The organism is Bradyrhizobium sp. JR3.5, assembly GCF_054057015.1.
Genome location: NZ_JBSRYV010000002.1, coordinates 5,012,639 through 5,034,504 on the forward strand (window position 1 = coordinate 5,012,639; position 21,866 = coordinate 5,034,504).

Sequence of the window (21,866 nt, forward strand, 5' to 3'; positions counted from 1 at the left end):
AGATCAAGGCATTGAAATATTCGACGAATCTTTGGCCGAAGCACTGAAGCAGACTAGGTCGTAGTGACCGGATCCCGCTGTCATCCACACCCGAGAAGGAAACATCATGGCTTACGAGACCATCAAATATGAGGTCGTCGAGCAAATCCTCACCATCACCTTGAACCGACCGGAGAAGCTCAACGCCTTCACTCTCAGCATGATGCGCGAATTGATTGACGCCTTCGACCGTGCCGATAAGGACGACGATATCCGCGCAATCATCGTTACCGGTGAAGGCCGAGCCTTTTGCGCGGGCGCCGATCTTTCGCATGGCGCCAACTCATTTGACACGGACGCGCTGTTCGGCTCGGTGAAACGGCTACCCGATGGCTCGGTTGATTACAGCGATCCGAAGCTCAGCGACATCGGTGGCCAGCTCACGTTGCGGATCTTCAAGTGCCTCAAACCCGTGATCTCTGCGGTGAACGGGCCGGCTGTCGGCGTGGGATTGACCATGCAGCTCGCGATGGACATCCGGATCGCGAGCGAGGTCGCGCGCTTCGGCTTTGTGTTCTCCCAGCGTGGCATTGCACCGGAGGCTGCCTCGAGCTGGTTCCTGCCGCGCATCGTCGGCATCGGGCAGGCGCTGGAGTGGTGCTACAGCGGGCGGGTGTTTTCGGCTCAGGAGGCACTCAGCGGCCGGCTGGTCAGCAAAGTGGTACCGCCCGATCAACTGCTTCCGACGGGGCATGCGCTCGCCAGCGAAATTGCCGAGAAAACCGCGCCTGTGTCGATCGCGCTAACCCGGCAGATGATGTGGCGCATGCTGGGCGCCGATGATCCCATGGAAGCCCATAAGATCGACAGCCGCGCCGGATATGTGCTTGGCGGTTCCGCAGACGGCAGGGAGGGCGTGATGTCATTCCTAGAGAAGCGGCCCGCAGTATTCAAGAACAAGGTATCCGCTAACATGCCAGACTTCTTTCCCTGGTGGAGTGAGCAGGAGTACAATTAGTGAGCATTCCGGCCACGCGAGCGAAAGCGAGGAGGGTGCGACGTTGTAATATCTAGGTGAGGTCCATCCTATGTGAGGTCGCGCGTCACATTTAGTCTATTGCAATTTCATTGTGAGGTGGGCGGCGAGCAGCGCGGAGGCGAACGAACGTCCTGACCCCCATCTCCGGGTACTGGTGCGCCGAGTCAGCAAATATCCGACCGGGCACGCGCAGCAAGACTCGTCAAAGGGAGGGCTGGAGGACGAAGATGCATGCGTAAAGTGCGACGGTGGCTTGCTCGATGTCAGAATGCCATTCCGCCGCCTGCGGTTTTTCTTGGAACCTCGAGATTTCCCAAGAAGGGACCCAATTGCGATCAGGGCGGTGGCAATAGCGGCATCGTCGGCCCGGCGAATTGAGGTTCCCGGCGTCGGAATAGTGAGGGCCAACTCGTCGCTGGAGCGCAAACGTGTCCTCAGCAGTGCGGATCGTCGCTGTCGAGGCAGTGCGAGGTCGTTTCCGGTCAGTGGGCAGGCTTCCATCGTATCACCCAATGCGTATCGCGCTCAACTTTGACGAAGACCTACTCAGTGAAACTGGTAACTGCCAACACAGCCTCTTTAATCGTCAGTCCAACGTTCCTCACCAGAGTAGGTAGTGTCTCGATCCATTGATGATGCAGTACCATCGGTTTGTAACTCGCCGTATTGGGCAGCAAGCAGTTCGCCGCGATAGGGCCAAAGGCGCAGCAATGATAAGCCCAGTGAATCCGTTGCAAGTCTCACGCTTTCTCCAAGCATACGACGACGCCGCCGCCCAGAAAGGCATCAAGCTTTCGATCGGATTCGATTTTCATGAGTATGTCTCGATCACACGGGCCCTTCCAACAAAGAGGCAGACACAGCCAAGTTTTCGGCCAGATCGCTCGCCAATTGAGTCAGGCGAGGGATATTGGATGATAGGGCTCGACAAGAATAACGACGTCGTGCTTGTAGAGGCTGCTCGATTGTATGACCTTTCGAAGAGCAACTTTGCAGAACATCTTGAATCGCTGAAGGCGTTCTACGCTGACCCCGCCATACATGCACACCCCCAAGACAGTTGCACTTGCACGGCACCAACCGCGAAGAAGATTGCCGGGAAAGTAGCGTACCATGGGGATTTTTGGTTGCGCAGAGACTTTAGAGGACAGGGCATGCCCGAGATCATGGCTGGAATACTACGCGGCGTTTCCTTTGCCTTGTGGGCTCCAGACTTTCTATGTGGACTTGCTGGGCGCTGGGTACTGGATAAGGGCGTTCTTGCGCAATACGGACACGCGCATCATGAACCCGGTGGGGCGATCTTAAGACTGGTGGAGGAGAATATTGTGGACGACGATTTGCTTGTTTGGCTAACCGGCGAGGAGTTGAGGAATCTTGTTTATCGTCGCGACTGAAGCGACCCGAGCTGGCTTTAGGCCCGGGTATCTCACCAGCATGACCAGGCGGTGCTCAACCGGTATGACGATATTCGACAGCAATAGCGAGAATTCGAATTGGCTATGCCGGCCTGCGCGTGCGAGATGCGACTGTCCGCGTCGTCTCCACCTCCGTGCTTGAGATACATGGAACTGAACGATTTGGCGGGAGTTCACTGCGCGAGCCGAATGCCAGCGTGTGGCAAGACAGGCAGCCAATTCAGATTGGCGCCTACTTTCACGTTCAGGTAAGCATCGCGATTGCTCAGATCAGCTCCATCTCACTTAGAGAAGCGCAGCAGTTCGCCCGCCAAATGCAAGTGCCGAAAGAAGTGGGCCGGAGAGAAGTAGCGTTCGGCCTAAAGGAATGACAAATAAATCGATAAAGGGGAGCAGAATCTACTATGGTGACAATCGCGAGTGTTGGGAAGAAATCTAAGGATAACTTTGCCCGTGCGCGCCTGGTTTTTCCTGACGGTACCTCCAGAGTAACCGTCGAGCGGGATCCTGAGCCACTGTATATCGACTGCGGAGAGGGCAGCTATCTCTTCGACGTCGATGGCCGCCGGTTTCTCGACCTCAATTGCAACTTCACCGCGTTGATCCACGGTCAATGCCTTCGCACCCGTCGTAGACGCGCTAACGCGTCAGCTCCAGCGCGGCAGCTGCTTCGCAAATCCGACAGAGAGTGAGATCGAACTTGCCGAGCTACTATGCGGCCGGATTCCACAGGTTGATCGTGTTCGCTTCGTCAATACGGGGACTGAGGCCGTGCTATTTGCGATCAAAGCTGCGCGTGCCTTCACCGGACGTTCAAAAATTGCCAAGCTCGAGGGCGCCTATCATGGCGCCTACGACTGGGCCGAGGTCAGTCTGGCGGCAACGCCGGACAATTGGGGGGATCCGCTCGCGCCTAAGTCGACGGCTGTTTATCGCGGGATGCCTGCGAGTGTGCTCAATGAAGTGGTTGTGCTCCGCTTCAATGAAGCTGAAGTCGTGCGCCGGTTATTGTCAATGCATGGGCCCAGCCTTGCAGCCGTTATTGTGGATCCAATGCCAAGCCGCGGAGGTCTAATTCCGCCGAAGCCTGAATTCATTGCTGCGGTTCAGGAAACTGCTCGTACCCACGGCATTCTGGTGATTGCTGATGAAGTTCTGAATCTCAGGCAGGGTCTCCAAGGGGCATCCGCCCGCTATGGGCTTGTTCCGGACCTCGTCACGATGGGCAAGATCATCGGCGGCGGTTTGCCGATTGGAGCAATCGGTGGCCGCGAGGACGTGATGAAAGTTTTCGATGCCTCAGCGGGCCGGCCACCGCTTCCGCAAGGAGGCACATTTTCCGCCAACCCTCTATCAATGACAGCGGGTCTTGCGGCAATGCAGCATCTAGATCATACGGCTTTTTCACGTCTTGAAACGCTTGGAAACATTGTCCGAGACGGTATCGGTCGGGCAATCTCGAACCGTGGCGCGCCTTTCTGCGTAACCGGGGCCGCCTCACTCTTCCGCATCCATCCTATGGCACTAGTGCCGAACGACTATCGTGAGGCGCATCCCGCCCCCGCCGCAGCAACTCTGACGAAGCAGCTCACGCGCTTCTTTGCGGACAACGGGATCATTCTGCCACTTGGCGCTGCCGCTTCGATCTCGACACCGATGACCCGCGCCGACGCTGAGCTCATCGTCGATACCTTTGCACTATTTCTCGATAGCCATCGAGACTTGCTGGACGCCATTGAGGTGCGCGAATAGTCCCTGGATACTCGATCGGAATTGCGGGCGCGACAGCTCGGCTACCAAGTGAAGGAATGGGCCATTGTTCGCAGCCTATCGATGAGTCGATCCGGGTAGATTAGGTAGTCCGTGTCGACTGTTTCCGTCGAGCATCGCTGGAGCAACGGTTCCCCTTCCGCAGCGCCGACGTCGTGATGGTGTTGGACGCGCCTGGAAGTAAGCTTACCGGCGCTGGCGGGCTGGTTGCACCGGCGCGGTTTGCGGCAAAATCGGCGGTCGATTGCCGATCGCCCCATGGGGGAGAAACGGGAGAAGATATCGATCGTAGCGCACGAGGTTTGTATCCTGTCCCAAATTGGTCGTGGAAGAAGTCCATCACCCCCGGTCTCGTTTGATCGTGTGGCAGGTCGTCTGCAGCATCTGCTCCTTGTCGAGCGACAGGTCGGCCACCAGCTTTTCCAGCTTGCTGTTCTCCGCCTCTAGCTGCTTCAACCACCTCATCATCTCTGTCCGCAGCAATCCGTCATGCTTCTTCTTTCCATTGAAATGTGTCGGCTGGGCTGATCCCGACCTTGCGGCAGATCTCCGCAACCGCGCAACCCCGTCGCTCTGCTGCTTATGAAGTCGGCGGCCATCTACTTCATAGCTACTGCGATACGGCGGCGGTATTGCCGCGATGTGCTCCAAGCACATCTGCCCTATCCAATCTGATAGCTGTCCAAGCGAAGTAGCCGGTGCTTTATTCGGTTGCATCAAGGGGGCCATCGAGCTGCCCGTAACATTTGAATCTCCAGTGCGACCCGACGTCATTGTGCCGCCTGCTGTGCCACTTATCTGGGTCGGATGTAGGTTGATGGAATGGAGAACGAAATGCAACAGCGGAGCGCGCTCTCTGACACTGGTCGGCCGACCGGTCATTTTCGGAATACCGCCTACGTGATCAACGAAAGCATGGCGCATTACGACGCGGCCCATGCGGCTGGTCTCATGGCCGTCCACGGACGTTCCCTGACCGGACGCGCTTTTGCTTTGGGCGTCGGCCCGCTTGATGGTCGACCTCATGTAATTGATTTCGCGCGATGCTCTTACCTGGGCCTGGACAATCATCCCGTGATCGTCGCTGGCGCAATCGAAGCGATTGAGATGCATCAATCATTGCACTGGTCATGCGCACGAACGCGACTCAATTTCGATCTTCTGGCAGATCTTGAAGTAACCCTATCGGAGATGTTTCGGGCACGGGTGCTCGCCTTTTCCACTGTTATGCTCGCCAATCTAGGAGCGATGCCGCTCCTTGCGTCGGGCCAACTGACAGGCGGAAGGAAGCCGCTCGTCGTGTTCGATCGCATTGCGCACATCTCGCTCGCCTATCACAAGCCCGCGTGGTCGCTGATGAGACGCGAGTAGAAACGATTGCACACAACGACCTCGAGGCTCTCGAACGTTTATGCCGCGAACATCCCGTAGTCGCCTATGTATGCGATGGTGTTTACTCCATGGGAGGGAATTCGCCAGTCAAGGAGCTGCGTCGGCTTCAAGAACGTTATGGGCTCTTTCTCTACATAGATGATGCCCACGGCATATCGCTGTTCGGACGTCAAGGCGAAGGATTTGCTCGGTCTCAGTTTCCGGAAGCGCTTGGTGACCGCACGATCATAGCAGCCTCGCTGGCCAAAGGATTTGGTGCTTCAGGCGGCATGTTGATGCTCGGAACGGCCGACCAGGAGAACCTGTTTCGACGGTACTCGATTCCGTATGCGTTTTCGGTGGCCCCCAATCTGGCGGCGGTTGGTGCAGCGCTTGGCTCCTGCAAGATTCACTGCTCGGCAGAACTCGGCGAAAGACAGGACCGGTTGGCTCATCGGATCAAAGTCTTTGATCGTCGTGTCACAACAGCCGAGAAGGGCAACTCATTTCCGATCAGAATGGTGGGCATCGGATCCGAAGCCAAGGCGATCGCAATCGCAAGAGAGCTTCTTGGCGCCGGCTTCTACACATTGGTGACGTTTTTCCCGACGATCGCCCAAGGAAAGGCAGGGATACGGGTGTGCATTACAGCCGATCACGAAGTTCGCGATATAGAGCGGCTATGCGACTGCATATTGGAAAGGGTACCTGACAGAACGGCTATCGCATCGGGGCCGCCTGAGTGATGTCGGCGATACAGTGGAGAGAATTCATGGCGCTCGCCGGTACGACGAAGTTGCTACCGCGTGTGAAGAAAGAAGAAGAAGGCTCTTCAGTCATCGATCCATTGTTCAAGGGCATCTTTGAATCGTTAAAGCCAACGTCCTCGGTGCGTCCGTACGGTAGGATAAATACTTCCGGAGAGCGCATTGATACCCGACTGAGATATGCGCTCAGCGTCGGCGCCCTAGGCTCGCGCCTCATGTTGGCGCGACACCTTAGCTTGCCATTCTCGATCGCGACATCATGCTGTCGCATGTCGTACTGCCCTAGAGTCAGGGAGCTGCATAGGGTGAGGGCGCTGGCAGTCGCTAAGGTTGGTGAGGTGAAGTGCCTGGCCACGCACCTTGGGTGTATCTGGTGCCGCGTCGGACAACCCGTGTCTATGGCAACTGGTACGGAAAGCTGGCGCTACATCACGAGCCATCTACAAATAATGATGGCGGCGATGGAATGGCGTTGGCTTAAACAAGGGCGCAACCGCGTGCTCTGTGAGACCTCTGCGGGGCTAGAAGCCGGCTCCAGCACTGGCCGGCGAACTGCCCGCGCCAACAGCTCACGCGGATTGCTGGGCATTCCTCCGGAGAAGCTTCGACCAATTGCGAATGACGAGACGAGGAGTCATAGGTGCTGGAAAGAAAGACGCGACGGCTCCAACCCGAGCCCGCAGTTCGCCAGATGGACGAGGGAACGACAACGACGATATTACCTAGCGAGGCATACGGCGCTGCCTCATCCCAGCGCTGTGGACCCGTTCGTCACCCTTCTTACGACCGTTTGATGGTTATGCTGAAATCAGAAAACCTCATGGGCCGAAGAGACGGGCGCGTTGCTCTCGTGACCGGAGGAGCACGCGGGATTGGCCTTGCGATTGTACGCCGGTTCCTGGCCGATGGCTATCAGGTCGCTTTTGTCGCGACAAGATCGGAGAATGTGGAGCGGGCGCTTCATCTTCTTAGCTGTCCGGGAGATCGGCTTTACGCTGAGGCGATCGACGTAACGCAACAAAACGATGTGGGAAGATTTGTTGATCGCCTTCGAGCGCGCTGGGACGACATTGCGATTTTAGTCAACAATGCAGGCATTTCCCCCAAGCGCGCGGACCAGGATGCACCTTGGCTTTCTCAGACGCCGCTTGAAGAGTGGGCGCGGGTCATCGATGTTAATCTCCGCGGCCCCTTTATTCTCATGCGGCTCTTGGCGCCAGCAATGATGACGAAAGGATATGGACGCATCATCAATGTCGGGTCGGTCGCAGGCCGTGCCGTGCCGTTGATCGCAGGGCCTCATTATGCCGCGTCGAAGGCGGGATTGGTCGGATTGACCCGCGCCGCAGCGCGTGATCTCGCTCCATACGGTATTACGGTCAATTGTATCGCTCCTGGGCGGATTCTCAGCGATCTAACTGGACCACCAGAGGCCGCTGTCAACCGCTCTGCGCTCAGCCGGATTCCGATTGGCCGTTTTGGAACGGCTGAAGAGGTGGCGCAGGTCGCAGCATTTCTAGCCTCGCCGACAGCGGGCTTTATCACCGGTGCAACCATCGATATCACGGGCGGCGAGTTCGCCGCCTAGCGCCATGCAGTCTCGATGGCCGTGATGTTGATCCGACGGATTGTCCGCCCATTGATATCGCTGCGATCCGGCAGCGACGTCCTGGGTTGATCTACCTCGAAGCGAGCTGGTTCGGCCGCGAGGGACCCTATGCAGGATTCGCTGCAACCGATTCGATCCTCCGTGCGCTCGCTGGCCTCGTCAAGCTGGTTGGGCCGGTCGAGGGCCCGCCGTTGCACGCACCGGATTTCCAGACGGGTATCCTGGGAGGCCTGTGGGGCTTCATCGCCACTGCATCTTCGGCAGTTGCGCGACTGCACGGCGGCACAGGGAGGTCGTGGTCGCTCAACATTTTTGAATCGTGCCTCGCACTGTCCGAGTATCTGATAGTCGAAGCGTTTGTGCGCGGCGATGTGATGCGCCGGATTGGCGTTAACCGCTTCTGGCCGAACTTTCCGTCCGGCATCTACGAAACCAAAAAAGGTTGGCTTGGTGTTACGACGGTAGCGCCTGCACAATGGCACGCGTTCTGCAACATGCTCGGCTTATCCGAACTGCGTGATGATCCGGCCTTGGTCCTCGGCGAAGATCGATTGCATCATATGGAGCAGATCGAGCGACAGTTTATGCCGAGGCTGAAGGACGCGGACAGCGCAGGAATGGTTTGCGGAGGGACTGAAACGCAAGATTCCGATCGTGCCAGTACCCGAAATATCAGATCTGCTTCAGGACGTGGAGAAAAGGGAACGCGGCGCAATCGTTCCCATCCTGCTTGGCAAAGAGGAGGGCCTGACGGCTGGTTCGATGCAGCGGCTGACCTTGACGCCGCCGCGTCGGGGCGGCAAGGTGCCAGCTCCCGGCGAGCAGCAGGCTTTTGCGGATACCCGAAGACAGCTGAGGGGCGCGGCGTCGGCGTCATCGGGCCGCATCAATGCCGGCGGGCTGCTGCCACTGCAGGGAATTCGTGTCATCGATTTCACGATGGGCTGGGCAGGTCCATTGTGTACGCGCACCCTGGCCGATCTCGGTGCGGACGTCATCAAGATCGAGGCCATCCAATATCCCGATTGGTTTCGCGGCGTTGACCGGCGACCTGCTTACGTCGACGGTCAATTGTACGAGAAAACGATACGCTTCTGCATGATGAATCGAAACAAGCGCGGTATCACTCTCGACCTAACACGGTGCCAAGGTCGCGCTCTCGTCAAGCGGCTCGTAACTGGAGCTGATATGTCGTCGACAATTATTCGGCTGACGTGCTGCCAAAGCTTGGGCTTGGCTATGAGGTGCTCAGAACGGTCAACCCGCGGCTCGTCATGATGTCAATGTCAGCCTTTGGCACGAACAGCGTCCATCGCAATTGCCGAGCCTACGGCTCGACCCTCGAGCAGGGGTCGGGGTTGCCGAGCGTGGTCGGAAATGCCGGCGATTCGCCTGTGATGAGCCACGTCGCGTTCGGGGATGCGGTCGGCGGGTTGAACGGCTGCGCTGCAGTTCTGGTTGCACTGAGTCATGCCCGCAACACCGGGCAGGGACAGTTCATTGATCTATCGCAGATCGAGTGCATGATGCCGTTCGCGGCGCCGTGGATCACCGTTCATTCGATCGGCGGTACGCCGCCGATAAGATACGGCAATCGACATCCGCAGTTCGTGCCGCACGGCTGCTTCCGGTGTGCGGGGGAGGACAACTGGATCATGGTAGCGGCGACAGATGAGGACATGTGGCAGAAGCTGGCCATCCTCATTGGCCGGCCAGACTGGGCCACGGACGCATCGCTGAAATCTGCTGAAGCGCGCCGCGGCATCGAGGATGTGATCGAGAAAGCCATCGAAGCTTGGACGCTCACCCGTGATGCGGATAAGGCTATGTGCGAGTTGCAAGTTGCAAAGGTTGCGGCCGGTGTGGCCCGCCTGCCGATCGACCTGCTCAAGGATAGACATCTCAGGTCGCGCGCATTTCTGCAGGAAGTCGAACGTGCTTTCATTGGCTTGCACCCGCAGCCTTCGATGCCGATTCGCGAAGGAGCGCGGCCCTATGCGATCCGCACAGCCGCCGCGACGCTCGGACAACATAACAGGGATATTCTATCAAGGCTTCTCGGCTCTCCGACGCTGACATAGCGCAATTGGAGAAGGAGGGCATCATCGGCACCGCTATGCTCTCCGAGAGGGATCTCGCAAAAGCAAGCAAGGCGTCGTCAGATTGACAAGTCGACGCGACCTCCCAGATAGTGAGCCTTGGGCTGTTAATGACTTCATGTGCTTGCGGTGCGTCTGTGCGTACGATGGCGCATAGGTGCGGGCGGAAGTGACGTTGCGGCCAGTCCGCCCCCCAGAGCAGCTGTTTCGGTCTGAGCCCCTCGAGAAGCTGACCCGCCGCTGCATTGACCCAGCCATCTGCGAGGCGTCCGATTCCTGACAACTCGACCGACACCTCGGCGCCTGCAGCGAGTGCCAGAAGCCGTCGCAAGCGCGGATCCAGGCTGGATCGCGGGTGCTGTCCGCAAGTCCGAAGTCTCGGAACACCGGGCCATGACCCTTGGCCATGAGCAATTTTACGAGGCGCTCTCGTCCTGCAACACCGCGGGACACCTCCAGGTCGAAGCCCAGTTCAAGGGCAGCCTTGAAGGACTCGGCCAGCGGATCAGGATCATCGAGGGCTTGCGCCAAACCCACTGCGCTCGATCGGGCCCCACTGCTCCAAGAGCTCAAACGCCAGCGGTTGCACCAAAGGCGGTCAGCCTCACCGGCAATTCGGGTCTGGCTCGACTGGTCGGAGAGCTCCGTCGGGACCACGTGCAAGAACGCTGGTTGGATCAGGGCCAGGCCGGTCATCGCGCAGCCGGGCGCGACGTTTTCCAGCTTTCCAGGGGCCGTCGATGACGGGTGCCACAGCCCCAGGCCTTTTGGCGGAAGGCGTGGAACTTCGCATTCGATCCACATGGCACGCTCTCGCTGCAGAACGCAACCGGCGGGACCGTAGTTTCACTCGAACTGCAGGTTGTTGATAACCGCCCCACGGTCGCAGACACTCTTCAGCTTCGGCCCGAGCTTGCGGCGGGCGATGCTCTACTGTGCGTCAAGGCTGTGGCGCTCGGCCTTCAATAGGGCGTCCTTGATGGAATGCTCGCGCGCCATTGCAGTACGGGCTGGCCGTCTATGGTCAGTTGGTCAGCTGCTCAGGATTTCCAACCTTGGCTTAGTTCCACTTAACGCGAACTAGAAGCAGAAACGATGCCACCAAAGAGAACAGATCAAGCGGTTCGTACGTTTCGGACAAAGGTGACGCGCAAAGTCGGTACGTTAGGTACGGACCGCCTTCTTGAGGTCTTGAGGCTAGGAACTTGGCGAGTTCTACAGCCCTCAATGACGCTAACAACACCTCTCGCGCTCGCGAAGTGGCGACCAGCCGATATCGCCAGACATGATGTTAACACGTCCGGCAATTACTTCGGGCTTGACAGTCGTGTGATCGGGCGATGGCGCACGCGGCTCTTCGCCAGCTGCATAGCCGTTCGAGCAATACATCTCAATCATTACAGTGGAGTACGCCGACCACGATCCAATTAACGTTTGTTGAGTAAAGCGATGACGCGGCAGAGCCCGTTCTGCGTGCGCTTTTCTGCTTCTGCAGCGTGGCAAGCTTATGGCTCGGGGACTTTTCGCTACTTCATCTCAAGAAGGACGGTCTCCCAGCGCCATTGCTGGTCCACGAGGCATAAAGTGGCTCTTCCGTGAGGAGTGCTATTTCTTTTTGCGACGTGGACGCTTCGGCTTGCGACCTTTGGGCAAGGTCTTCGGGGACGTCGCGCCTCTGGGTGGCTGAATAAAGAGCTCAGACAAATGAACACCTAGCGTTTCGGCGATACGGTCGAGAAGATCAATTGTCGGGTTTGCTGATTGCCGCTCAAGGCCACTCATGTACGAGCGGTCAATGCCTGCATCGTAAGCCAATTGCTCTTGCGGAACGCCGCGATCTACGCGGATCCGGCGCACATTCCAGGCCACAAGCGCGCGAGCTTTCATGCGCTAAGGCAGCCATTCAGCTGGCCATCAAACCACTGGCTATAGCCCTCCCATTGCGGTAAGTTCGCTCGATGCAGATGAGCAGAGCCCGCGCGCAAAGCTTCAATGAAAAAGCCGAACTTAGATCCAGATGTTGCCGATATCGCGCCAGTTGAGCTGGTGCTGACGACCTATGACGGGGAGCATCTGATGACGCATTGGCGACTTCTTGATGTGGAATCCGACCTGCCTCCTGGAAAGACGTCGCTCGGATCGTGCCACACCATCGAGGGCCCCGGCGCGCTCGCGGTGGGATTGGTAGGCATTTGGCGCGCGCAGGATGGATGGCCGGCCACGATTACCGCCGCTTACTTCGCGGCGGCGCGACCAAATAGCAAGATCCGCCGCCCGGAGTTTGCAAATGACAACAGTGTTCCCCAACGGGCCCGACCGAGTAGCGTAGTCAGAAATCGGTCAGCGAACAGGCACGAGTTAGCCTTCAAAGCGCGCCAACCCCGCCAGACAAGCAAGAAGCGAAGCCGACGCATGCCGGACGGTAATCGATTCCGGCGGGAACTTTTCCTGCATAACGACAATCGGATCGCTACCATGATCCTCTGAATACCGCTACCATCCATTGGATTAACCAGTTTTCAGTTTGTAGGGAGCTTCAGGCAGTGCCGCCGGATCCCAAGATCGAAGATTTGGCGCCCAGCGCGCCCGAGCTCACGCCATACGACGAGCAACACGCCGTTACCTATATGCGCCTTCTTGATGCCGAAGCCGATAATGCTGATTGGCGCGAAGTGGCGCACATTGTGCTTTGTATTGATCCAACCCTTGAACCGGATCGCGCGCGCCGGGCTTTCGAAAGTCATCTCGCTCGCGCCAAGTGGATGGCGCGTCACGGCTATCGTGACCTTTTGCGCGGGGGTTGGCCCAAGAGTGAATAGTAAGGACGTCTGAAATGGCCGTGATCTCCTTCCAATCCCAAAAGTAGATCGTTCCATCGAGTAACTCCCTCAACGGCGAATAAGTGCACGAGCGCAACCAGAAATCGTCACAATTGTCGGACTGCAATTCCGTTGCGTGTGCCTTTCTTAAGAACGTGCGGGGAAAATTGTACGATGCGACCGGGTGCTGACTGGAGATCAGAGGACGCATATACCGAGGTCAAGAAAGCAGAAAATGCGGATATGGCCTGGGAGTGGCTACGCCGCGATCGCGAGTATCAAAATGACTATAGGGGCCTCCTCAGTAGCGAACGCTCCAGCGCGATGGCGGGCCAGTTCCGGCGGAAGTGGGGGCTTTCGTTTCGCAGCTGATCCGTACAAGACGTTCGACGAACAAGCTGTTTTCTGGGCACCTGAGGCGCTTTCGACCGTGCTACACGTCCGCGCGGCTACCTGCTCGGCGGCGCCTGAACGGTATAAGCTCGATCTTGCCAAACTTTCGGACAGCGAGCTTCGTCATGCGCCAGATGGATGGCATGCTATTGTGCCGTTCGGAGGAGCGAAGCATCGCCTTTGGTTGAGCAAACTTCCGTCGAGCGGCTCACCGGTTGCCGTCGACCTGCCGCTCGACCGCAACTTCGACATCCGTCTGCAGGCAGCACATCGATTTTGGCTAGCGCTCGAACACCGCCCTCTCGGGCCACCCCCTCTTGCTCTATCGATCCTAAGGCGGCAGCGGCTCACCCTCGCTCTGCGTGCAGTGGATGGGTGGTTGGAAGGAAACAGCTATCGCAAAATCGCGCAAGGCCTGTTTGGCGCGCTTCGTATTCCCGATCGAGGCTGGAAAACACACGATCTGCGCAGCCGGACTATTCGCTTGGTCCAGACGGGGCTGCGTCTCATGCGAGGCGGCTATCGCGCATTGCTCCGTCACAAGGGCAAAGGTAAGTACGACGCGTCCTGAGCTCTTCGCTGGCCGGCCGGCTGCACGTCGCGCCGCTCGAACATGACGCTTGGATCGAGCGATGTCATCATTGCCCGCGGTATCCTCTCGGCATCGGCTTCAGTTCGGCCATCGCCGCGGCGGGACGGCTCATAGTCAAATGTAAAGGGGGCCAGCCGGTTTGCACTATTCATCTCGCCGCTTGAACGGGCAATGCCTCTACCACCGCGAAAGATTGCACTCCAATCCAAACCATCGATCGAATCTCTGATATCGGCGGATCCGTTGTTAGGCAGCAGTTCCGGAATGGCGGCCTTCTCACAGAGCCGGGCTACCCGTCGGCAAAATCTATACGAGCGATTTCGGAATGGCCATTGCGATCGACTGTAGGCCCGATACTACATACCGTTGGAGTGCGCGATCTCAGTACTACATGCAGCGCGTCGGCGGGTACAAGATCGCTCACAATGATTTCGGGCGATGCCGGTAGGCATTTTCCCGTCATGACCGCTGGCAACATCTTGATTACGCTTGATGTTTCTCTCATTGAACCGGCCGACGATTGAGAAATCCGCAGTGCTCGCATGCGCAGGATCTCCAAATCACGTCCAAATTGTCGAATCATATCGGCGGAGACAATATCGTCGCAGAATCCGGCCGCGCAAGCGAGCTTGCTCCAGGCCATCGCACCTATTGGATGGGCAGAGATCGCGGCGCCTGGTCGAAGCGCTCCGAGGTGGGCCGCGATTGCCTTGCTCAAGCTGGACGATGCGTCATTCAATGCGCCGGCTGACGCGAGCCTGTTCGACGGCGAGGGTGGCGAAGACTGCGCACTCTCTTGCCGCGGCCGAGGGAGACGGGACCTAAAAGCCAGTCCAAAGCCCCGCCCGACGAGAACGAGGGGCGCCTTTCTGAGTGTGCGGCTCGCCCAAGCTGCCAGTGAATCCTCGCGCCCATCGAGCCTCACGATATTCGCCCAGGACCTTGCGGCTTCGACAGCGTCACGCAGCGAGATCGGGCCGGTCACTATCCAAATCGCTGACAGTGTTGTTGAGCAAGCCGAAGGCTGCGGATAGTTTGTCTTGCGTGAACTTTTCTGCTCCTGCGGCTCGGCAAGCTTATCACTCTGCAACTTGCGCCACGTTCAACTCGAGTGGAACTGCCGCCCAGGGCGGTTATGGCGCTGCGTGCCATAAAGTAATTCTCATCTGAGGAGTGCTATTTCTTCTTGCGGCGTGGACGGTTCGGCTTGCGACCTTTGCGCAAGGTCTTGGGAGCTGCCGCACCCTTGGGTGGCTGAACAAGCAATTCAGACAGGGGAACATCTAGCGTTTCGGCGATACGCTCGAGAAGATCAAGGGTCGGGTTCGCCTTTCGCAGCTCCAGACCGCTCATATAAGAGCTGTCAATACCTGCATCGTAAGCCAATTGCTCCTGCGGAATGCCGCGATCTACGCGGATCCGGCGCACATTCCAGGCCACCAGCGCACGAGCTTTCATGCGCCAAAGCAGCCATTAGGCAGGGCATTAAACCACAGGCTATAATCCAGATATTACAGTAAGTTGGTTCCTGATACAGATGAGCAGAGCCTGCGCTGGCGGCTAGATTTTCGCGCATCTTGATTGGGTATTGGCGACGACGCGTCGCTCGAGAACCCCCAAAGCCCCGAACAAATCCATCTCCAATTCGGAACCATCGATCGCATTAGTCGATGTCTGTCACCTGACCATTGCTCCCCCCACGATAGTGCGTCGGTGAAACGAGCGCGGTCCTGGAGGACAGAGGCATGGCATTTTCGACTGAGTGCGCTGACTTACATCGTTGCAACGTTGCGCAAGCTGGAGTTGACGGCCGATATTGTTCTTCCTCATTGAATTGCGGGCGCGCCGACAGAACGTCGTACGAGCCCGCTTTGCAGAAGCCGCACGGTCAATTCACGTGCGCACCTCATTTTGTAGCCGCGGATGTCGCGGTGAAGTCCAGGTTTGAATACGAGCGTTCCGTCACGCGTGAGGAATCTCGGCAGCCACGCAGCAAGGAGCAGGCGTTGTCCGGTCACAGCGAACCTGGGCGGCCTGAGGTGTAGCGCTCTCGTTTCTCGCTAGCTGGGCGCGGCGCGCCGAGGGCGAAAACCGACATCTATGAGTTTGTATTTTCCTACGTGAAAAACATAGGGACCTATGTTTGCGTACTTTGAGTGGAGGACTTCGGTGCTGAAAGCAATCTTTGGACTAAGATCGGACGAAACAACCCGGTATCCAACATTATCCCGACCACCGTCATTGGTTGGCCCTCACGAGGGGCATCGGGATCCGCCAGCCCTAATGACCGAGAGGCAGCCAAGCTTTGTTGTGGTTGAGCTCAACTCTGATGAGACTGCACATTGTTCGAACACGATCATTAAAAAGGTCGTACTGACTTCAGCGGCGGGCCTGATCGCGTTGGGCGGTGCAGAGGCAGCTGATCTTCCCGTCAAGGCCAAACCGATCGAGTACGTGAAGGTGTGCTCCGCGTATGGTGCCGGATTCTATGACATGCCGGGCACCGACACCTGCATCAAGCTGGGTGGTTTCCTGCGTGCCGACGCGATGCTGGGCAGCAATAGTTTTGTCCTGAACCCGGTTTCCGGTGTCGGTGCTGCGCACAACCGTCTAGGCAATGCCTATACCGCTCGTTCTCGAGCAGATCTCAGCATCGACACGCGCACGGCAACCGAATATGGCGTGGTGCGTACCTTCTTTGAAGGGAACTTCACCTGGAAGACCGGCTCGACCAGTGCGGCCGGAACGGGCGCTACATCGTATTCGGGTGATGGCGTCGGGCTCGGTACTCTCAGCATCTGGTATGCCTTCATCCAGCTCGCGGGCTTCACCATGGGAAAGGCGGTCTCCCAGTTCAGCGCTCCCTGGACCAACTATCCGGCCAATAACTTCTTCGACGGCCTCCCGGGCGGCGGCGGCGATGCCTCGGGCGTCAACCAGTTCAGCTATACCTCTGATTTTGGTCAGGGCATCACGGCGACGATGTCTGCGCAGGATCCGACTGCCTATTACCAGACGAATATCTGGAACACGACCAATGCCACGGCCGGTGGTATCGTGACGGGTGCCTACGGATCGCAGAGTTACGGTGGCACCGTGGCTCCTGACATCGTCGGCATGGTGCGGATCGATCAGGCGTGGGGTCTCTTCCAAGCATCGGCCGCAGCGCACGACAACCATGCCGCGTACTACGGTGGGAGCGAAGCAACTGGGCACGCCGACGACAAATGGGGCTGGGCAGGTCAGCTGGCGCTATCGATCAAGAATATCCCGACAGGGGCGGGTGACACGATCAATTTGCAGGGCGCCTACACCAAGGGTGCGAGCACCTTCAGCATCCAGGAAAACATCCCAACCGGGTGGGCTATGTACGGCGGCACCCGCCGAGCTGACGTGTACCAGAGCATCGGCTTCGCTGGCTTTTCTGATGCCATCTACTCCGGCACGACGGCAGCAACAGGCACGGCTTTTCAGCTGACCACGACATATGGCTTCAACGCTGGTTACATTCATAATTGGAATCCCTACTGGAACACTGCGCTTTATGGCGGGTGGGCTGCCGTCCGCTACACAGACGCGGCCAAGGCTCAGATCTGCGGCAGCGCTGGCATGGCTGCACTCGGGCTGACGGGTGTTTGCAACCCGGATTTCAACATCGCGGCCGTTGGCACCGTCACGCGCTGGACGCCGGTAAAGAAACCTGACGTTCTCGGCCGACATTTTCGCCACGTTCCTCGATCAGAAATATTCTGGCACTATTACGGCGCCGGCGGTTGCGGCAGTCGCCAAGCCGGCTGCAGTGTATGAACTCAAGAACCAGAGCGCGGTGAGCATGCTGGTGCGCGTTCAGCGCAACTGGTGAGGTCCGTCCTGGAACGGAGAGAATACCAAGCTTGCTAGGCGCAAGCCGGCCTCCCTCGGTCAGCGGCTGGCTCTGTGCTAAATCACCTGGGAAGACCTCCGACACGCGCGTTGGAGGTCTTTCGGACAATCAGGTTGCGTGTCGCGGGCAATCGTCCCGCGCGTTCGCTTTCAGCGCGCAGCGCCTCCAGAATGCCGGATTAAAGCTGAAATTCATCAATGTCGCATTGGCCCGCTAAGATCCACTCAAGTCCGTCCAATCACGACGGCTTCTCGCGACATAGTGCAAGCGGCGTTGGTGCTATGAGCCGCGGCAACTTTTCGCCGCATTGAGCCCTTGATGTCCGCCCGCATCCGATCGAAGTGTTGCGCCTGGAACGTCGGCCGCCCCTGCTTCACTCGCATTCGGGCGCAGCACGTGGCTGCTCGGGGCGGTGACCCTGGCCAATGTTGCACGCCTGGCATCTGATGGATACTGACCGGACCTGGCGCCGTATACCGGCAATTGCCGCGCACGAGCGGTGAATCCATCCTTGGGAGCGGCTTCGCCGTAACGATTGATGCCGCCGCAACTGGGTCATTAGCTCCACTGCGACGTTAGCCGGGTTCCAGAATTGCGGCCTTCTTACAGAGCCGGGCCAGCCACCGGCAAAAGGCGCGGGCGATTTCTGGCTTGTCACTGCGGTCGACCGCATAGGCCCGATATTGCATGCCACTGGGAGTGCGCGATCCTGGTATCACTTGCAAAGCGCCCCCGCGCACGAGATCGCCGACCAGGATTTCAGGCGTTACCAGAAGGCATTTTCCCGTTATCACCGCCGGCAGAGCAAGGTAATTGTGATCATATCGCGCCCCCGGCTTGATGTCCTTGGCGGACAGGTTCATCGCTCGCAGCCATGTGGGCAGTATGTCAGGCCGCGACGTGATGTTCAGAATTGGCATTGAACGAACGATTGAGAGTGCTCTTCCCGCTACGTGATTTGGAGAGCCCACGCAGACGACTGTCTCATTGTAGATTTCCCAATCGTCAGCCGGTTCAATGACGGAGAGATCGCGGGTAATCAAGATGTCGAAATTGTCGGAGGATGTCGGCGGAGACAATGAACTGATCACGTCGACGATGACGCCGCCCATCTCAGCAGAGAACGCCGAAAGATTCGGAATCAGAAAGGAGTGAGCGAAGGTGGAAAGTGACGTGCGGACCACAATCCGGTTGCCGTCCGTTTGAGTCCGGCGCCGCATTCTTTTTGCGGTGAAGCACACTGTATCAAGCGGTTCGGCGACGGTGTTCACAAAAAGCCTTCCGAATTCTGTCAACTCGCTCCGCCGACCTCCCCATGCCGTTTCACAAGATCTGTCCCGAAGTAGTCCTGTAACACCGCCAGATAGCGGCTGACCGAGCTCTGTGTCGTTCCCAATGTGCTGGCTGCGCGGGTTACGCTTCCTTCCCGGGCAATGGCCACAAACACCCGGATTGCATTGAGGGGCACTTCATCGTGTTCGATAGCCATCTTCCGCTCCGGTCGCTTCCTCAATGTCCGCTAGTTGCCCCGGCAGGCTATTGCAAACAGAAAAGGCGAATGCTCGATCACATTATTCGATGTGTTTAGTCGGATTACCGCTCAATGACGATTTTGTCGCGCGCAAGAACGCATCTCGGTACGATTCGTACAGTTTGACTGATGACGTCGTTTGATTGTCGGCGCGGCGTCTCAGATGGCGCTCGTGAGGAGGGCGGCGCGATCACCGTGTTGCAGTCTCCAGCGCGCAATTTTTCTGGAGGACAAAGCCCTTTACTCAATTGCTCCCAAGGGCCGCAGAATAGGGCCTGAGCGGCGCTCGGGGCGCGCAGTATCGCCTTCAGATCTAGGTCGCTATGGGGAGCTAAACGCGGCGTTTAGCGAAGGAAGCGAGCTTCAGCCGCCTTAACCTCGTGCATCTTCTGCAGCCTGAAAATCTCATCCACCGGCAGAATGTCCTTGTGGACGTTCTGGACCCCGCCGTCAGCAATGATCCGGCGGAAGGTTTCCTGCATGGCAGTCGCAGCAGCGCGGATGCCGTAATTGCCATAGATCATCATACGAACATTGCCCAGCGTCTTGACCCGTTCGGCGTCAAGATCCGGGTAGGCGTTCGGCACGATTACCAGCGGCACCGATCCGGTCCAAGCGCGCGAGAAGCTCTCGATCTCGGACGGATCCTTCTTTTTTGAGTGGATCAGGATCAAGTCGGCGCCAGCCTCCACATAGGCTTGCGCCCGATCCAGGGCTTCCGCTTCGCCGAGGCCTGCGATCAAGGCTTCGGTGCGGGCGATGACGAGAAAATCCGGGTCTTGTCTCGTCGTGACGGCAGCCTCGATCTTGCCCTGGAATTCCTCGACGCGCAGCAGTTCCTGACGTCCATCGGCAGCAAGGCTCGTGACCTTTGGAAAGGTCTTGTCCTCGATGACGACGGCGCTGGCCCCGGCACGCTCATATTCGCTGATGGCATGGATGACATTGATCGCATTGCCATAGCCCGTATCGATGTCGGCGATGATTGGCAGCGTCGTGCGTCCGGCGATCGCCCGCAGCATATCCAGATGCTGCGTCATCGAAATCAGGCTCATGTCCGCCAGGCCGTAAAGCGCCGACAGTTCGAAGCCGGAGGCCCACAGGCCATCAAATCCGGCTTCTTCGGCCAGAATCGCTGAAAGTGGGCTATGCGCAGCCATGATGTGGAGCAGGCTGGTCTCGGACAGGCGGACACGGAGACGTCTGGCGGGGGGCATCGATAGATCCTTCAGGACAGGGCCGCGCAGGCGGCGATGATGCGGTCGCAGGCGCGGGTGAGGTCCTCGAGCGAGGAGGCATATGAAATGCGGATATAGGGCGAGGCCATAAAGCCGCTGCCGGGCACGACGGCCACGGCAAACGCATCGAGCAGATACATGGCGAAATCGGTGTCGGTTTCGATCACCTTGCCGCCCGGCGTGCGCTTGCCGATGACGCCCGCGCAGGAGGGGAACACGTAGAAGGCTCCGTCCGGCACACGGCACGAGAGGCCCTCGGCCTGGTTCAGCTTGCCGATCACGAGGCCGCGGCGCTCCAGAAAGGCGCGCGCGAATTCATCGATATGGTCCCGACCGCCGGACAATGCCTCAATGGCGGCGTATTGCGAAATCGAGCTGGTGTGCGACGACGTCTGGCCCTGGATGAGGTTCATGGCCTTGATCAGTGCGATGGGCCCCGCGCCATAGCCAACACGCCATCCAGTCATTGCGTCGGCCTTGGACACGCCGTTGACGGTCAAGGTGCGCTCATAGAGGTCGGGCGCCACAGCGGCCATGGTCGCAAAGTCAGCGTCATAGGTCAGCTTTTCATAAATGTCGTCCGACAGCACATGAATTCGTGCATGCCGGCGCAGCACCGCGGCGAGCGCAAGCAGCTCACTTCTGCTGTAGACTGCACCGGTTGGATTGCATGGCGAATTCAGCATCAACCACTTGGTGCGCGGCGTGATCGCCGCCTCCAGCACCCCGGGGCGGAGCTTGAAACCATGGCGCTCATCGCAGGTGACGAGAACCGGCTTGCCGCCGGCGAGCACCACCATATCGGGATAGGAGACCCAGCACGGCGTCGGGATCACAACCTCGTCGCCCGGATCGAGGCTGGCAAAGAGTGCGTTAAACACAACCTGCTTGGCGCCGCAGCCCACCGTAATCTGGTCCAGACCGTAATCGAGCCCGTGGTCACGGCCGAAGCTCTCGCGGATCGCCTGACGTAACGGCTTAATCCCGGCGACCGCAGTGTACTTCGTCCGCCCGCCGCGGATTGCCCGGATGCCGGCTTCGCAAACAGCGGCTGGCGTATCGAAATCCGGTTCGCCCTGACTGAGCGTGATCACATCGACGCCTTGATCGCGCAGTTCGGCGGCGCGCGCTGTCATGGCTTTGGTTTCAGAAGGGCGGACGGCGCGGAGGCGTCTTGCAACGAGAGACAAGATAGAGGACCTGCGGACTTGGAAAGACAAACTCTTTGCGGTTCCTACCCGCTCCTACACGGTCTAACCAATCGGACAATCATGTTTTTGCATGAAACAATCGTAAGCGCGATTTTCCCCGCACGTTGACGCCTGCGCTTTTGACGGATGGCCTTCGTATCGGGGGCG

General features: G+C 58.4%; 13 protein-coding genes and 6 pseudogenes. 12 read left to right on the top strand and 7 right to left on the bottom strand.

The window, feature by feature from the left end:
- The first annotated feature begins 106 nt into the window (after positions 1-106).
- The 3 genes and pseudogenes from ACVWW1_RS41040 to ACVWW1_RS41050 all read left to right on the top strand — a co-directional run bounded on the left by ACVWW1_RS41040 (position 107) and on the right by ACVWW1_RS41050 (position 4,188).
- Positions 107-997: a crotonase/enoyl-CoA hydratase family protein gene (locus tag ACVWW1_RS41040; protein WP_456659821.1), complete on the top strand. Its 891-nt coding sequence runs from the start codon at positions 107-109 to the stop codon at positions 995-997.
- A gap of 653 nt (positions 998-1,650) precedes the next feature.
- Positions 1,651-2,415: a hypothetical protein gene (locus ACVWW1_RS41045; RefSeq protein WP_456659822.1), complete on the top strand. Its 765-nt coding sequence runs from the start codon at positions 1,651-1,653 to the stop codon at positions 2,413-2,415.
- Positions 2,416-2,840: 425 nt separating this feature from the next.
- Positions 2,841-4,188: pseudogene (locus tag ACVWW1_RS41050) on the top strand (aspartate aminotransferase family protein).
- A 399-nt stretch (positions 4,189-4,587) separates the two neighbouring features.
- Here the strand turns inward: ACVWW1_RS41050 and ACVWW1_RS41055 are convergent.
- Positions 4,588-4,771 (bottom strand): annotated as a pseudogene (locus tag ACVWW1_RS41055) (transposase); the annotation flags it as partial.
- Positions 4,772-5,028: 257 nt separating this feature from the next.
- Here ACVWW1_RS41055 and ACVWW1_RS41060 point away from each other — a divergent pair.
- From ACVWW1_RS41060 to ACVWW1_RS41075, 4 genes and pseudogenes are all read left to right on the top strand, one after another.
- Positions 5,029-6,323: pseudogene (locus ACVWW1_RS41060) on the top strand (aminotransferase class I/II-fold pyridoxal phosphate-dependent enzyme).
- Between the two features lie 814 nt (positions 6,324-7,137).
- Positions 7,138-7,932 carry an SDR family NAD(P)-dependent oxidoreductase gene (locus ACVWW1_RS41065; protein WP_456659823.1) on the top strand — a complete coding sequence of 265 codons (795 nt, stop codon included), beginning with the start codon at positions 7,138-7,140 and terminating at the stop codon, positions 7,930-7,932.
- A gap of 86 nt (positions 7,933-8,018) precedes the next feature.
- Entirely contained in the window at positions 8,019-8,996 is a 978-nt protein-coding gene (locus ACVWW1_RS41070) for a CoA transferase (RefSeq protein WP_456659824.1), read from the top strand.
- Positions 8,893-10,034, top strand: a pseudogene (locus tag ACVWW1_RS41075) (CaiB/BaiF CoA transferase family protein). Before ACVWW1_RS41070 ends, ACVWW1_RS41075 begins: the two are co-directional and overlap by 104 nt.
- 1,623 nt (positions 10,035-11,657) lie before the next feature.
- Here ACVWW1_RS41075 and ACVWW1_RS41080 read toward each other — a convergent pair.
- On the bottom strand, positions 11,658-11,939 hold the full coding sequence (locus ACVWW1_RS41080; protein ID WP_456659825.1) for a helix-turn-helix domain-containing protein: 282 nt from the start codon (positions 11,937-11,939) through the stop codon (positions 11,658-11,660).
- 105 nt (positions 11,940-12,044) lie between these two features.
- On the opposite strand from ACVWW1_RS41080, the gene ACVWW1_RS41085 reads away from it, so the two are divergent.
- From ACVWW1_RS41085 to ACVWW1_RS41100, 4 genes are all read left to right on the top strand, one after another.
- Complete coding sequence (locus ACVWW1_RS41085) at positions 12,045-12,539, top strand: hypothetical protein (RefSeq protein WP_456659826.1); 495 nt, start codon at positions 12,045-12,047, stop codon at positions 12,537-12,539.
- Positions 12,540-12,595: 56 nt separating this feature from the next.
- Positions 12,596-12,871 (top strand): DNA -binding domain-containing protein, encoded by a 276-nt coding sequence (locus ACVWW1_RS41090; protein WP_456659827.1) that lies wholly within the window; start codon positions 12,596-12,598, stop codon positions 12,869-12,871.
- A gap of 243 nt (positions 12,872-13,114) precedes the next feature.
- Positions 13,115-13,243, top strand: coding sequence for a transcriptional regulator domain-containing protein (locus ACVWW1_RS41095; protein ID WP_456660793.1), 129 nt, complete (start codon positions 13,115-13,117; stop codon positions 13,241-13,243).
- A 58-nt stretch (positions 13,244-13,301) separates the two neighbouring features.
- Entirely contained in the window at positions 13,302-13,835 is a 534-nt protein-coding gene (locus ACVWW1_RS41100) for a DUF2285 domain-containing protein (RefSeq protein WP_456659828.1), read from the top strand.
- 310 nt (positions 13,836-14,145) lie between these two features.
- Here the strand turns inward: ACVWW1_RS41100 and ACVWW1_RS41105 are convergent, their stop codons facing one another.
- Both ACVWW1_RS41105 and ACVWW1_RS41110 read right to left on the bottom strand, forming a co-directional pair.
- Positions 14,146-14,499 (bottom strand): hypothetical protein, encoded by a 354-nt coding sequence (locus tag ACVWW1_RS41105; protein ID WP_456659829.1) that lies wholly within the window; start codon positions 14,497-14,499, stop codon positions 14,146-14,148.
- Positions 14,500-15,032: 533 nt separating this feature from the next.
- On the bottom strand, positions 15,033-15,314 hold the full coding sequence (locus ACVWW1_RS41110; protein WP_456659830.1) for a helix-turn-helix domain-containing protein: 282 nt from the start codon (positions 15,312-15,314) through the stop codon (positions 15,033-15,035).
- 897 nt (positions 15,315-16,211) lie between these two features.
- Between ACVWW1_RS41110 and ACVWW1_RS41115 the strand changes: the two are divergent.
- A pseudogene (locus ACVWW1_RS41115) lies at positions 16,212-17,718 on the top strand (porin).
- A gap of 596 nt (positions 17,719-18,314) precedes the next feature.
- Here ACVWW1_RS41115 and ACVWW1_RS41120 read toward each other — a convergent pair.
- The 3 genes and pseudogenes from ACVWW1_RS41120 to ACVWW1_RS41130 all read right to left on the bottom strand — a co-directional run bounded on the left by ACVWW1_RS41120 (position 18,315) and on the right by ACVWW1_RS41130 (position 21,698).
- Positions 18,315-19,228, bottom strand: a pseudogene (locus ACVWW1_RS41120) (LysR family transcriptional regulator).
- 386 nt (positions 19,229-19,614) lie between these two features.
- Positions 19,615-20,487: an isocitrate lyase/phosphoenolpyruvate mutase family protein gene (locus ACVWW1_RS41125; RefSeq protein WP_456659831.1), complete on the bottom strand. Its 873-nt coding sequence runs from the start codon at positions 20,485-20,487 to the stop codon at positions 19,615-19,617.
- An 11-nt stretch (positions 20,488-20,498) separates the two neighbouring features.
- A complete protein-coding gene (locus ACVWW1_RS41130) occupies positions 20,499-21,698 on the bottom strand; it encodes a pyridoxal phosphate-dependent aminotransferase (RefSeq protein WP_456659832.1) in 1,200 nt (399 codons plus the stop codon).
- Between the last annotated feature and the right edge of the window lie 168 nt (positions 21,699-21,866).